13 protein-coding genes are annotated in these 12,608 nt (G+C 64.4%); 10 read left to right on the forward strand and 3 right to left on the reverse strand.

The window, feature by feature from the left end; translation table 11 throughout:
* Nucleotides 1–6: 6 nt before the first annotated feature.
* Nucleotides 7–855, reverse strand: a complete 849-nt coding sequence (locus Q7V31_RS06815; protein WP_304733274.1) for an enoyl-CoA hydratase — start codon at nucleotides 853–855, stop codon at nucleotides 7–9.
* 106 nt (nucleotides 856–961) lie between these two features.
* Here Q7V31_RS06815 and Q7V31_RS06820 point away from each other — a divergent pair, with 106 nt between their 5' ends.
* The 9 genes from Q7V31_RS06820 (at nucleotide 962) to Q7V31_RS06860 (ending at nucleotide 8,369) form a co-directional block, all read left to right on the forward strand.
* Nucleotides 962–1,768 (forward strand): enoyl-CoA hydratase/isomerase family protein, encoded by an 807-nt coding sequence (locus Q7V31_RS06820; RefSeq protein WP_304733275.1) that lies wholly within the window; start codon nucleotides 962–964, stop codon nucleotides 1,766–1,768.
* Between the two features lie 129 nt (nucleotides 1,769–1,897).
* Nucleotides 1,898–2,236 (forward strand): hypothetical protein, encoded by a 339-nt coding sequence (locus Q7V31_RS06825; RefSeq protein WP_304733276.1) that lies wholly within the window; start codon nucleotides 1,898–1,900, stop codon nucleotides 2,234–2,236.
* A gap of 67 nt (nucleotides 2,237–2,303) precedes the next feature.
* Complete coding sequence (locus Q7V31_RS06830; protein ID WP_304733277.1) at nucleotides 2,304–2,789, forward strand: TonB-dependent receptor domain-containing protein; 486 nt, start codon at nucleotides 2,304–2,306, stop codon at nucleotides 2,787–2,789.
* A gap of 11 nt (nucleotides 2,790–2,800) precedes the next feature.
* Nucleotides 2,801–3,331 (forward strand): YcnI family protein, encoded by a 531-nt coding sequence (locus tag Q7V31_RS06835; protein ID WP_304733278.1) that lies wholly within the window; start codon nucleotides 2,801–2,803, stop codon nucleotides 3,329–3,331.
* Nucleotides 3,332–3,386: 55 nt separating this feature from the next.
* The gene (locus tag Q7V31_RS06840) at nucleotides 3,387–4,622 is read left to right on the forward strand and encodes an aspartate aminotransferase family protein (protein WP_304733279.1); all 1,236 of its coding nucleotides are present in this window, start codon (nucleotides 3,387–3,389) and stop codon (nucleotides 4,620–4,622) included.
* 88 nt (nucleotides 4,623–4,710) lie between these two features.
* Nucleotides 4,711–6,261 (forward strand): acyl-CoA synthetase, encoded by a 1,551-nt coding sequence (locus Q7V31_RS06845; protein WP_304733280.1) that lies wholly within the window; start codon nucleotides 4,711–4,713, stop codon nucleotides 6,259–6,261.
* 227 nt (nucleotides 6,262–6,488) lie between these two features.
* Complete coding sequence (locus tag Q7V31_RS06850; protein WP_304733281.1) at nucleotides 6,489–6,710, forward strand: hypothetical protein; 222 nt, start codon at nucleotides 6,489–6,491, stop codon at nucleotides 6,708–6,710.
* 137 nt (nucleotides 6,711–6,847) lie between these two features.
* Entirely contained in the window at nucleotides 6,848–7,396 is a 549-nt protein-coding gene (locus Q7V31_RS06855) for a MarR family winged helix-turn-helix transcriptional regulator (protein ID WP_304733282.1), read from the forward strand.
* A gap of 52 nt (nucleotides 7,397–7,448) precedes the next feature.
* Entirely contained in the window at nucleotides 7,449–8,369 is a 921-nt protein-coding gene (locus Q7V31_RS06860; protein WP_304733283.1) for an MBL fold metallo-hydrolase, read from the forward strand.
* Here Q7V31_RS06860 and Q7V31_RS06865 read toward each other — a convergent pair.
* On the reverse strand, nucleotides 8,366–9,112 hold the full coding sequence (locus tag Q7V31_RS06865; RefSeq protein ID WP_304733284.1) for a DUF1499 domain-containing protein: 747 nt from the start codon (nucleotides 9,110–9,112) through the stop codon (nucleotides 8,366–8,368). The two genes, Q7V31_RS06860 and Q7V31_RS06865, sit on opposite strands and share 4 nt — an antisense overlap.
* Nucleotides 9,113–9,173: 61 nt before the next feature.
* Nucleotides 9,174–10,814 carry a 3-(methylthio)propionyl-CoA ligase gene (locus Q7V31_RS06870; protein ID WP_304733285.1) on the reverse strand — a complete coding sequence of 547 codons (1,641 nt, stop codon included), beginning with the start codon at nucleotides 10,812–10,814 and terminating at the stop codon, nucleotides 9,174–9,176.
* A gap of 199 nt (nucleotides 10,815–11,013) precedes the next feature.
* Here Q7V31_RS06870 and Q7V31_RS06875 point away from each other — a divergent pair, with 199 nt between their 5' ends.
* Nucleotides 11,014–12,471: an amidase gene (locus Q7V31_RS06875; RefSeq protein WP_304733286.1), complete on the forward strand. Its 1,458-nt coding sequence runs from the start codon at nucleotides 11,014–11,016 to the stop codon at nucleotides 12,469–12,471.
* The last annotated feature ends 137 nt before the right edge of the window (nucleotides 12,472–12,608 follow it).

Raw genomic sequence — 12,608 nt, forward strand, 5'->3', positions numbered from 1 at the left:
TACGCTTCAGCGCCCGGTGAAATTCGCCGTGCGTTTTTCGACGAAATGCGCGACGCCTTCCTTGAAGTCCTCGCTCGAAAAGCTCTTCTGCATTTCGCTGTCGCCGATGGCGAGCGCATCGTTGAAATTCTGGAACAGCGCCTTCCAGATCTGCGCCTTCATCACCGCCATCGAGCGTGGCGAGACCGTCGCCGCCAGCATCTTCGCGTAGTCCATGACGTTGGCCATGAAGTTTTCCTGCGGGAAAACCTTGTTGACGAGGCCCATCTCGGCGGCATCCGCAGCCGAGACCTTGCGTGCCGACAGCAGCAGGTCAAGCGCATTCGCAGGGCCGACCAGATGCGGCAAGAGCCACGATACGCCGTGCTCGGCGATCAGGCCGCGGCTGGCAAAGGCGGTGGTGAATTTCGCTTCCGAGCCCGCAAAACGCATATCGGCATAGAGCGCGACGACGAGGCCGAGACCAGCGGCCGGACCGTTGATCGCGGCGATGATGGGCTTCTTCACCTGCATCAGATAGCCGAAACGGCCGCCGTAATGGGGGCTGACGTCCGGGCCAAGGCCACTATTGAAGTCGAATGTCTCCTCGCGCGCGGCGGTCGCCAGTTCGCGGTCTTCCCAATTTCCGGGTTTGATCGACTGCAGCAAGTTCATGTCGGCGCCGGCGCAGAAGCCGCGGCCAGCACCCGTGATCACGATAACGCGCACCTCTTCGTCGGCGACCGCAGCGGCCATGGCGCGTTTCAGGCTTTTCTCCATTGCCGCCGTCCAGGCGTTGAGACGGTCCGGACGGTTCAGCGTCATCAACGCGACGCGATCCTTCACTTCATATGTCAGGTCTTCGTAGCCGCTCATTCTTTCCTCCCTCGATTTCGGCGTTTGTCTTTCATGGCGATGCCGTTTGGGCCAGTATAGGCTGAAGCGCGCCGGGTTTTCGAGATGCGCAGCGGGAGGAAACCGGATGGCCGAATTCAGCGAGATTCTCTTCGAAACGCCCGAGCCGCATATCGCGCGGGTGACGCTTAACCGTCCGGCCCAGATGAACGCCTATACGACGCGGCTCTGCGAGGAGCTTGTCGAGGCGATTGAAATCTATCTGCGCGACGACGAATTGCGCTGCCTGATCCTGACCGGTGCGGGCCGCGGCTTCTGTTCGGGCGGCGACATCAGCGGTGCCGACGACCATCATGCCGAGTTGATGGCCTTGCAACTTTCACATGGCCGCGAAATGCGCGACGGTATGCATCGCGTGATCCTGGCGCTTTCCCGCCTCGACAAGCCAACCATCGCGATGGTCAACGGACCGGCCGTCGCTGGCGGCCTGACGCTGGCGCTCGCCTGCGATCTCAGGATCGCCGCCGACACGGCCAAGCTCGGCGATACCTCCGGACGCTTCGGCCTGTTGCCGGACGAAGGCGGCGCCTGGCTCTTCCCGCGCTTCATGGGGCTCGACCTGGCGCTCAAGATGACCATGTTGGCCGAGGTCTACAGCGCGCTCGAGGCGGAAGATCTGGGCCTCGTCACCGAAGTCGTGCCCGCCGCCGGGCTCGAGGCCCGTGTGATGGAGCTTGCCCGCGAGTTTGCGCTCAGGGCGCCGCTCGCCGTCCGGCTCGCCAAGTCGATGATGATGCGCGGCCAGGGCATGACCCTCGAACAATCGCTGGGCGATGCAGCCCTGTCGGTGATGATTGCCAATCCGAGCGCCGATGTACGAGAAGGCGTGAAGGCCTTTTTCGACAAGCGAATGCCCAAATTCAAGGGCAAGTAGGACCAATCCTGCGACAAGATGTACGAAAACCGTCCTTGGCGCGGCCGTGGCGGCGGCGGTAGACTGCGGCTTATGGGGATTTCGGGAACATATATAGAGCGGGGCGCGGGCCGGATTGGCGTTGCGCATATGCTCGCTTTCCTCGCCCTCATCGCCCATATCGCCCTGCCGACGGCGCTGCAGATCGCAGGCCCGACGACGCAGGGCTTGTTCGAGACGGTCATCTGCGCCGGCGGTGAAAACAAGACCGTCTATATGGACGCCGAGGGCAACCCGGTCGAGCCGGCGCCTGCCGGCACATCGCATGATTGCAATTCCTGCCTGCATCATTGCGGCGCGATGATTGCGTCGACATTTGCCTATGCCGCGCCGGGTTGGACACTGCCGACGATCGCCGCACCGATCGCCTATCTTGCCGCAAGCGTCGCTGCGAGATCCGTTCAGCCTCGCGCACCACCTGCCGCCTGATCCCGCGGAATTCTCACTCGATTTTAGATCATGCGCACCCCCTGCCTTCTCGCAGCGGCGCGCATCAGTGCTGGCTGGGTTCACGTCCTTCTCATCCACGCTTTCCCGCGGCGGCGCGGCGCTTGCCGTTCTTGCCGCCGTCCCTCCCGCTCTTGCCGACGGATTTGATCCCGCCACCGGCATTTTCTTCGACGGCGATCCGGTCTATGGCTCCAACAAACTTGCCGGCATGCCGCCCCACGTCTATGCGGCGGCCTTGCGCTACCGCTCGGTTGCCGGCTGGGACATCGCACCGAAGCTCGAATGGGTGCCCGACGGCGGTTACGTCGATTACGCCAACCGATTGAAGGCGCCGGGCTACGCGACGCTCGGTTTGGATGGCGGCGTCGATATCGCGCCGGGTGTCCGTGCGTTCTTCGACGCGCGCAACCTGACCGACAAGCGCTACGTCTCGACCTACAGCACCATCACCGATGCTGCGCTCGTTCCCACCAATGTCTTCTATCCGGGTGAGGGGCGCAGCTTCTTCGCCGGACTGAAGATCTCTTTCTAGGAGAAACGAACATGAGAAGAGCCGCATTGGCATTCGGGCTGGCGGTATCGTTTGCCGCCCCCGCCTCCGCTCACGTCACGCTCGACAAGAGCGAGGCGGCTGCCGGGAGCTACTACAAGGCCAACTTCCGCGTGCCACATGGCTGCGACGGGGCGGCGACGACGCGCATTTCTATCCGCATTCCCGAAGGCGTCATCGCCATCAAGCCGCAGCCGAAGCCCGGCTGGGTCGAGACGACGCGCAAGGCCAAATATGCGCGGGCTTACGAGAACCACGGCAAGGCGGTTACCGAAGGTGTCGTCGAGGTGACATGGGAGGGGGGACCGTTGGCCGACGACCGCTTCGACGAGTTCGCGTTTCTTGCCAAACTGCCCGGCGACCCCGAAATCATGGCGCTGTTTTTCCCGGTCGCGCAGGGTTGCACCGAAGGGACCATTGTCTGGGACCAGTTCCCGGTGCCCGGCGCCGATCCCCACAGCCTTCCTTACCCGGCGCCGTCGCTGAAGCTCAACCACGGCGCAAGTGGCCACGCACATCATTGATGCCGCCGCCGTACGATCTGCTAATCTTCCTCGCTCAACCGAGGGGAGAAGACGGATGGGCACGACGATGCCGGAAAAAGGCACGGACTGGGCGGCGCTGAAAGCCGAGATGACGGACCGCGCGCAGGGCGACGTCAAATGGCGCGACGGCAAGACCGCCGTCTATGTCTTCAATGCCGGGCCCGACGTCGCCGAGGTGCAGAAGGAAGCCTATACGATGTTCATGTCCGAGAACGGGCTTGGACCGCTGGCCTTTCCGAGCCTGAAACGGATGGAAGACGAGGTCGTGGCAATGGGCCTCTCGCTTCTCCATGCGCCCGAAGGCGGCGCCGGCAACATTACCTCGGGCGGCACGGATTCGATCACCATGGCGGTCAAGACCGCGCGCGACTATGCGCGCAAGGAAAAGGGCGTCGCCGGGCCCTGCAACATCGTCGCGCCGTGGTCGGCGCATCCGGCTTTCGACAAGGCGGCGAAGATGATGGAGATCGAAATCCGGCGCGTCCCTTGCGCCGATCTCGTGGCCGATGTCGCGGCGATGGAGCAGGCGGCCGACGCCAACACCATCATGCTGGTCGGCTCGGCGCCCTGCTTTCCCTACGGGTTGATCGATCCGATCGAAGCGCTCGGCACAATGGCGGCGCGCAAGAAGCTCTGGCTTCATGTCGATGCCTGTGTCGGCGGTTATATCGCGCCCTTCGTGCGCATGAACGGCGCCGACATTCCGCCTTTCGACTTCGAGGTGCCGGCCGTGCATTCGATGTCGGCCGATCTGCACAAATACGGCTATTGCGCCAAGGGCGCTTCGACGGTTCTGTTCCGCTCGGAATCGTTGCGTGCCCACATGATCTTCGACTGCGCCGACTGGCCGGGCGGACGGATGGTGACGCCGACGCTGGCCGGCACGCGGCCCGGCGGGGCGATTGCGGCGGCCTGGGCGGTGATGAATTTCCTCGGCGTCGAAGGCTACCGCGCCAAGCACAAGCTGGTCACCGATGCGCGGGCGGCGATCGAGGCCGGCGTCACGAAGCTCGGCTTCCGCATTCTCGGGCGACCGCAGCTTGGCCTGATCGCCTTTACCCATGACGAGGTCGACCCCTTCGCCGTCTGGGGCAAGCTGTTCGAGCGCGGCTGGTTTACGAGCCTGACGACGGAGCCGAAGGGTCTGCATCTGATGTTGTCGCCCTTTCATGCGCAGGTGACGGATACCTATCTCGCCGATCTCGAATGGGCGCTCGGCGAGGTGAAGGCCGGCAATGCCGGCAAGAAGCGCGAGGCGCGGTATAGCTGACGCAACGTCAACCCCGGCGAACCCCATGACAGGGCCGCCAGCGCTGCTACACTCCGGCCAACGAAAAATGTCATCCGGGGAGGCGACGATGAGTGGAGCGGTGGTGCGGTCGGGCGCGCGTGTGGTCGATCATGCGACGCTCGCCTTGCGGGCGGCGCGGGCAGCGGGCGGCTTCAGGAGCCTTGGCATCGGGGCGGGCGATGTTGTCGCCGTCTGTCTCCGCAATGATTTTCCGTTCTTCGAGGCCTCGGTCGCGGCCGGTCTGGTCGGCGCCTATTCGACGCCGGTCAACTGGCACAATTCGCCAGACGAGGCGCGCTACATTTTCGAGAATTCAGGCGCCAAGGCCATTGTCATCCATGCCGATCTCTATCGCGGCATCGCCAATGCGATCCCGAAAGGCGTGCCCGTTTTTGCCGTCGAGACGCCGCCGGAAATCATGTCCGCCTACGGCATATCGGCGGAGGCGGCGGCCTTGCCATCCGGCATCGAGGACTGGAGCCACTGGCTCGAAAAATTCGATCCCATCGACGCCGGCCCCGCCGAAGCGCCCGGCACGATGATCTATACGTCGGGCACGACCGGCCACCCGAAGGGCGTGCGCCGCGCGCCGCCGACCGCCGACCAGGCCGCCGCCACGCTGCAGATCATCAGCAAGGTCATGGGGTTCACGCCCGAACACGGAAACCCGAGCGAGATGGTGACCGTTGTCACCGGGCCGATGTATCACTCGGCGCCCAATGCCTATGGGCTTTTCGGTTTCCGCGTCGGCGCCAACCTCATCCTCGAGCCGCGCTTCGACCCGGAAGAACTGCTCCGGATGATCGAGGAACACAAGGTCACGCATCTCCACATGGTGCCGACGATGTTCGTGCGGCTGCTGAAGCTGCCCGACGACGTGAAGAAGAAGTACGATCTCTCCTCGCTGCGCTTCGTCGTGCATGCGGCGGCGCCCTGCCCGGTCCATATCAAGCAGGCGATGATCGAATGGTGGGGGCCGGTGATCTTCGAATATTACGGCGGCACCGAAACCGGCGCTGTCGTCTTCTGCAACTCGGCTGAATATCTCGCGCATCCGGGCACTGTCGGCAAAGCCGTCGGCGGCGCGAAAATTCTGGTGCTCGGCGAGAATGGCGAGGAATTGTCGAAGGGCGCCACCGGCGAGATCGTCTGCCGCGTGCCGTCGATCGCCGACTTCACCTATCACGGCGACGACGAGAAGCGCCGCCGCGCCGAAAAGGCCGGCCTGATCTCGCTCGGCGATATCGGCTATCTCGACGAAGACGGCTTTCTCTATCTCTGCGACCGCGCCAAGGACATGGTGATCTCGGGCGGCGTCAACATCTACCCGGCCGAGATCGAAGCCGAGCTGCACAAGATGCCGGGCGTCGGCGACTGCGCGGTGTTCGGCATCCCGGACGACGAGTTCGGCGAGGCGCTCTGCGCCGTCGTCCAGCCGCAGCCCGGCGTCGCGCTGAAGGAGGCCGATGTGAAGGCCTTCCTGCGCGAGCGCATCGCCGGCTACAAGGTGCCGCGTCTGGTCGAGTTCCAGAGCGAGTTGCCGCGCGAGGATTCCGGCAAGATCTTCAAGCGCAAGCTGCGCGAACCCTATTGGGAGAAGGCCGGGCGACAGATCTGAGCGCCGCCGGCCGCCGGAAACCGCCAAAGCCCCGCTTTCAGGCGCAATTTGTGTTGCGTCGCAGCAACATATGCCTTGCATCGCAAAAAATTCATATCTGACATCTTGTCAGTTTGTGCAATGCAACATATTGTCTTGGCAACAATAAGGGACGCTGATCAAGACGTCCTCCCCCAAGGAAACGGCCGGGCCGAGCTCTCGTATCATCTTTGTGAGAGGCAAGTCCCATGACCACCGCGCAGCACCCGATCTCCCCCATCGCCACCGAGGCCCGCCCCCTGGGCGCCGGCCTCAGCGCCCGCGCAAGCCGCTTCTGGACGGCCGCCAAGGTCCAGGCGGCGCGCACCTGTGCCGAATTCAATCTCTCGGATGCCACGGCCGCCGCCGGCTACACCCTGCTCTGGGTCTATTCGGCCGGTCTGATCGTCTATATCGCCGGCCTCTACTGATCCGCCCGCCGGGCGTCCGGGGCCATCCCGGATGCCCGGCGGCCCAAAGCGGCCCTTGCGCTGCGTCAGGCCGGCCCGATATGATAAGCCATGCTTATTAGCGGTCAGGCCCTTAGACAGCCGTGCATGGTATCGCAATGCCAGAACTGAAAATCGACCGCGGCGCCGGCCTCCCCACCGATGCCGCCGGACACCAGGCGACAGGCGCCGGTTCCGACCAGAACCCCGAACGCGCCACCGGCTTCCTGATGCGCGACAATTCGCGGCTGATGCGGGTTGCCTTCACCGAGCGCGTCAGCGGCCTGACGCAGGCGCAATGGGGGGCACTCGCCCATCTCTCGCGCCATCAGGGTTTGAACCAGGTCGGGCTTGCCGATCTGCTCGAAGTACAGCCGATCACGGTGGCGCGGTTGGTCGACAAGCTCGCCGCCCTCGGCCTGGTCGAGCGCCGTCCCGATCCGCGCGACCGGCGCGCCCAGCAACTTTTCCTCACCGGCAAGGCGCAGCCGCTGCTCGACCAGATGTGGGACGCGGGCGATGAAATTCTCGATGCAGCCTTTTCGGGCTTCAGCGAAGACGAGCGGCAGGATTTCATCGAGATGATGGTCCGCATGCGGGCCAACCTGTCGCGCTTGGCGCAAGGCGGCGGTGTCGACCGCCGCGCGCTCCGCCATCGCATGGGTTGAAGCGCGCCGCCGGACAGTCCATTCTCCGGCCCGCAACCGGGAGGAGTGTCCCATGTCCGTCCAGATCCCTTACGTCCGCGACATCAGCTTCGATTACGGCGCTTGCGACGAGGTTTCGCCGCTGATCCGCCGCGTCGTCGCCAACAATCCTTCCGCCTTCACCTACAAGGGCACCGGCACCTACATCATCGGCCATGGCGACGTCGCGGTCGTCGATCCGGGTCCGCTGCTGATGCCGCATGTCGAGGCGCTGCTGGCCGCGCTTGAGGGCGAGACGGTCTCCCACATCCTGATCACCCACACCCATTCCGATCACTCGCCGGCCGCAAAGCCGCTGAAATCGCTGACCGGCGCACCGACCTATGCCTTCGGGCCGCATGGCGCGGGCATGGAAGGCGCCGGCGGCGGCGGCGACGATGTGAAAGTCGAGGAAGACGGCGACATGGCGTTCAAGCCGGATGTCGAGGTTCGGCATGGCGATGTCCTCGAGGGCGACGGCTGGAGCGTTGAATGTGTCTACACGCCCGGCCACACCTCGAACCATATGTGTTTTGCGCTGCGCGAGGAGAAGGCGCTCTTCACCGGCGATCATGTGATGGGCTGGTCGACCAGCGTCGTCAGCCCGCCTGATGGCAACATGAAGCGCTACATGGAATCGCTGAAGCTGCTGCTGACCCGCGACGATGAAGTCTACTGGCCGACGCACGGGCCGGCGATCACGGATCCGAAGCCCTTCGTGCGCGCCTTCATTGCCCATCGCGAGGAACGCGAGCAGCAGATCCTCAAGCAGCTCGCCGCCGGCCGGACGCGGATCGCCGACATGGTGCCGGTCGTCTATGCCGCGGTCGACAAGCGGCTCCATCCGGCCGCCGCGCGGTCGATGCTGGCCCATATCGAATATCTGGTCGAGCGCGGCATTGTGGCGGCCGACGGCAAGCCGAATCTCGGCGCGACCTACCGTCTGGTCGCCTAACCCGCCGCCAGTTTCTTTTTCAGCGCGTCGCGGAAGGTTCGGATGCGGTTGGCATTGGCGCCGAGATCGCTGATGCCGACGCGCGACACCGAACGGATGTCGACCGCCGCGCCGCCGTCGCGTTCGGTGACGCGGATTGCGACATCGTCCCGGAAATTCATCACCCGTGTCGTCGCCGTCGCTTCGATCAGGCCCGTTTCGGGGTTCGTCGAGACGATCGCCCAGCCCAGATCGCGGGCGGTTTCAAGCGCCGCCTCGAAAACCCGGCCCGGCTGCGCGTCGATCTCGATCGTCGTCAGGTCGGGATAGGCCTTTGTCTGCAACTCGGCGAGGTCGGCCGGTTCGGCGCGGTCGAGCGGATTGGTGCCCGCGCCGCGCAAGGCGACGACGGCGTCGAAGGCCGGCGGATTGTCGAGATCGGTCGTGATGTCGTGAATGCCGGGCACCTGCGAACCGGCGATGATCGCCTGTACCACCGGCGCGGCGACCAGAAGACCGACGACAATCCCGGCAATGGCGAGGCGGGCGCCGCTGCGGTTCGAGGTCAGCGTGCGGATGATGCCCGCCGCCGAGACGAAGACGGCCACAAGGCCGATCGCGGCCGCCAGCGCCAGGCCGCGCACGGCGATACCGAAATGGATCAGCTCGAAGCGATTGCCGATGACGCAAGCCACCAGCACGAGCAGCGCCAGAATGGCGAGCCTCAGTCCCCACGTCGCCAGGCGCGATTGCTGCCGTTCCATGATGCCGTTCCCCTGATATCGTTCGGGCGGGCCCATCGCGGACCCGCCCGTCTTGTCCGTCTTACTCGGCCGCCGTCGCCGTCGGCAGCTTGTAATCCTTGAACTGTTCGCGCAGCGCCAGCTTCTGGATCTTGCCGGTCGCCGTATGTGGGATTTCCGTCACGAACACCACATCGTCCGGCATCCACCATTTGGCGATCTTGCCATCCATGTAGCGCAGGATTTCTTCCTTGGTCGGCTTCTCGCCTTCCTTCGGAATGACGATCAGCAGCGGACGCTCGTCCCATTTGGGATGAACGATGCCGATGACGGCGGCCTCGGTGACTTTCGGATGGCCGACGGCGAGGTTTTCGATCTCGATCGAGGAAATCCATTCGCCGCCCGACTTGATGACGTCCTTGGCGCGGTCGGTGATCTGCATGTAGCCACCCGGATCGATGGTGGCGACGTCGCCGGTGTCGAACCAGCCGTCCTTGTCGAGAATGTTGCCGCCCTCGCCTTTGAGGTAGGAACCGGAAACCGCCGGACCGCGCACCATCAGATGGCCAAAAGCCTTGCCGTCGGACGGCAACTCGTTGCCGTCATCGTCGGTGATCTTCATTTCGACCGTGTAGATGGCGCGGCCCTGCTTGACCTTGACGTCGATCTGCTTTTCGAGCGGTAGATCTTCCATGCCGGCCTTCAAGGCGCCCAGCGTTCCCATCGGCGACATTTCGGTCATGCCCCAGGCGTGGAACACCTTGACGTCGTAATTCTTCTCGAAGACCTCGATCATCGAGCGCGGCGCCGCCGAGCCGCCAATGACGACGCGGTTCAAGGCCGGCAATTGCGCGCCGGTCTTTTCGAGATATTGCAGCAGCATCAGCCAGACGGTCGGCACGGCCGCCGTCACCGACACTTTTTCGCTGTCGAGCAGTTCATAAATGCTGGCGCCGTCCATATTGGCGCCGGGCATGACGATCTTGGCGCCGACGGCGGGAGCGGCAAAGGCGATGCCCCAGGCATTGGCGTGGAACATCGGCACCACCGGCAGGATCGCATCGGTCGATTTCATGCCGAGCGCGTCGCCCATATTGGCGGCCATCGAATGCAGCACGTTGGAGCGGTGCGAATAGAGCACGCCCTTCGGATTGCCGGTCGTGCCCGAGGTGTAGCAGAGGCCGCAGGCGGCGTTCTCGTCGACTTCGGCCCATTTGAAGTTGCCGTCTTCCGCTTCGACGATTTCCTCGAAGCAAAGCGCATTGGCAAGCTTGGTCGCCGGCATATGCGCCTTGTCGGTCATGATCACATAGGCCTTCACCTTCGGCAGCTGGTCGGCAATGCCTTCCAGGATCGGCACGAAGGTGAGGTCGAGGAAGATGATTTTGTCTTCGGCGTGATTGATGATGTAGACGAGCTGCTCGGCGAAGAGGCGCGGATTGAGCGTGTGGCAGACCGCGCCCATCCCCATGATCCCGTACCAGGCTTCGAGGTGGCGGGCGGTGTTCCAGGCCATGGTGGCGACGATGTCGCCTTCCTTGACGCCGAGCTTCGTCAGCGCCTGCGCCGTCTTGCGGGCGCGCAGATGAATGTCCTTGTAGGTGGTGCGCGTGATCGGTCCCTCGATCGAACGCGTCACGATCTCGCGGTCGCCGTGAAAGCGCGCCGCATGGTCGATGATCGTCGACACGCGCAGCGGCCAGTCCTGCATCAATCCCTTCATGGATCCCGTCCCTCTATCCTGTTTGGCGTCCCCGCCGGGGCAAGCCCGGCATCGGCCCCGTTCGGGGCCTGTTTGGCGGGCAGTCTAGTGGCGTTTCCCTCGGCTCACAACGGTCCGCCGCAGCGTTTGCCTTGCTTTCGGGCCGCCCCGCCCGTTCTAATGGGGCAACAAAACAACAGGATTTCAGGGGGCTTTACCGATGACCGATCTTCATTTCCGCTCGGCAAGCGCGCTTGGCCGCATGATCCGCCGCCGCGAGGTCAGTTCGGCGGAGCTGACCGAACATTTCATCGCCCGGATCGAAAAGCACGATCCGAAGATCAACGCCGTGGTGGCGCGGGATTTCGACGGCGCGCGCAAGGTGGCGAAGGCCGCCGACGACGCCCTGGCGCGCGGCGAATTGCAGGGCCCGCTGCATGGCCTGCCCTTCACGATCAAGGATGCGTACGAGGTCGCGGGCCTTGTTTCGACCGGCGGCAATCCGGTCTGGAAGGATCATGTACCGGCGCAAAGCGCCACCGCCGTCGAGCGCCTGCAAGGCGCCGGCGCCATCGTCTTCGGCAAGACCAATGTGCCCTATCTGTCGGGCGACCTGCAGAGCTTCAACGAGATCTACGGCACCACCAACAACCCCTACGCGCTCGATTGCGGACCCGGCGGCTCGTCGGGTGGGTCGGCCGCCTCGCTCGCGGCCGGTTTCACGGCGGCGGAGTTCGGCTCCGACATCGGCGGCTCCATCCGCACCCCTGCCCATCTCTGCGGCGTCTTCGGCCACAAGCCGACCTTCGACATCGTACCGAAGCGCGGCCATCTCGGCCCCGCCCCCGGCAATCTCCATGAGAGCGACCTGTCGGTTGCCGGGCCGCTCGCCCGCAGCGCCGAAGACCTCAGCCTGCTGCTCGACATCGCCGCCGGGCCCGGCTGGGCCGATGCGGCCGGCTGGAAGCTCGACCTGCCGCAGCCCCGCGCGAAAAGCCCGAAGGAACTCCGCGTTGCGGTCTGGATCGAGGATGAATTCTGCGACATCGACCGCGAAAGCGCCGCGCTGCTGACCAATGCCGCGAAGGCGCTCGAGAATGCGGGCGCCAATCTCGACTGGCAGGCGCGTCCCGATTTCACGCTGGCCGAAATCACCGAGACCTATCTGGTGCTGCTGCATTCGCAGACAGGCGCCGGCATGCCTGACAGCGTGCGCGCGCGCTGGGCCGAGATCCGCAAGAACGCTGCGCCGGGCGACAAGAGCCATCAGGTGCTGCAGGCCATCGGCGGCACGATGACGGTCGCCGAACAATTCGTCTGGAAGGAACGTCAGGCGCAGTTGCGCCGCAAATGGCAGGACTTCTTCAAATCATATGACGTCGTGCTGGCGCCGGTGATGATGCGCCCGGCCTTCGAGCACGACCACCAGTCGAACTGGCACAAGCGCGTGCTCGATGTGAACGGCATCCAGCGGCATTACATGGATGTGCTGATCTGGGCCGGCCCCGCCGTCGTCTCCTATCTCCCGGCCTCGGTCGCGCCGGTCGGCCTCACCAGCGCCGGCAAACCCGTCGGCATCCAGATCATCGGCCCGCATCTTGAGGACAAGACCACCATCGCGGTCGCCGGTATGTTCGAGGAGATACTGGGCGGGTTCAAGCCGCCGAAGGGTTTCTGATCGCCCCGATACGTCATTGCGAGGAGCGTAGCGACGAAGCAACCCAGAAGGCGGCGGAGACTGAGTTTGACGCTTTCTGGGTTGCTTCGCTTCGCTCGCAATGACGAAGAAAAGCAAAGGGCGCCCGTACCCCTTTG

Source organism: Parvibaculum sp., from assembly GCF_030651915.1.
Lineage (GTDB): Bacteria > Pseudomonadota > Alphaproteobacteria > Parvibaculales > Parvibaculaceae > Parvibaculum.

Excerpts from the sequence above, each read along its gene's own strand:
- Q7V31_RS06815 (WP_304733274.1), bottom strand. The coding sequence starts at position 855 with ATGAGCGGCTACGAAGACCTGACATATGAAGTGAAGGATCGCGTCGCG.
- Q7V31_RS06820 (WP_304733275.1), top strand. The coding sequence starts at position 962 with ATGGCCGAATTCAGCGAGATTCTCTTCGAAACGCCCGAGCCGCATATC.
- Q7V31_RS06825 (WP_304733276.1), top strand. The coding sequence starts at position 1,898 with ATGCTCGCTTTCCTCGCCCTCATCGCCCATATCGCCCTGCCGACGGCG.
- Q7V31_RS06835 (WP_304733278.1), top strand. The coding sequence starts at position 2,801 with ATGAGAAGAGCCGCATTGGCATTCGGGCTGGCGGTATCGTTTGCCGCC.
- Q7V31_RS06840 (WP_304733279.1), top strand. The coding sequence starts at position 3,387 with ATGGGCACGACGATGCCGGAAAAAGGCACGGACTGGGCGGCGCTGAAA.
- Q7V31_RS06845 (WP_304733280.1), top strand. The coding sequence starts at position 4,711 with ATGAGTGGAGCGGTGGTGCGGTCGGGCGCGCGTGTGGTCGATCATGCG.
- Q7V31_RS06850 (WP_304733281.1), top strand. The coding sequence starts at position 6,489 with ATGACCACCGCGCAGCACCCGATCTCCCCCATCGCCACCGAGGCCCGC.
- Q7V31_RS06855 (WP_304733282.1), top strand. The coding sequence starts at position 6,848 with ATGCCAGAACTGAAAATCGACCGCGGCGCCGGCCTCCCCACCGATGCC.
- Q7V31_RS06860 (WP_304733283.1), top strand. The coding sequence starts at position 7,449 with ATGTCCGTCCAGATCCCTTACGTCCGCGACATCAGCTTCGATTACGGC.
- Q7V31_RS06865 (WP_304733284.1), bottom strand. The coding sequence starts at position 9,112 with ATGGAACGGCAGCAATCGCGCCTGGCGACGTGGGGACTGAGGCTCGCC.
- Q7V31_RS06870 (WP_304733285.1), bottom strand. The coding sequence starts at position 10,814 with ATGAAGGGATTGATGCAGGACTGGCCGCTGCGCGTGTCGACGATCATC.
- Q7V31_RS06875 (WP_304733286.1), top strand. The coding sequence starts at position 11,014 with ATGACCGATCTTCATTTCCGCTCGGCAAGCGCGCTTGGCCGCATGATC.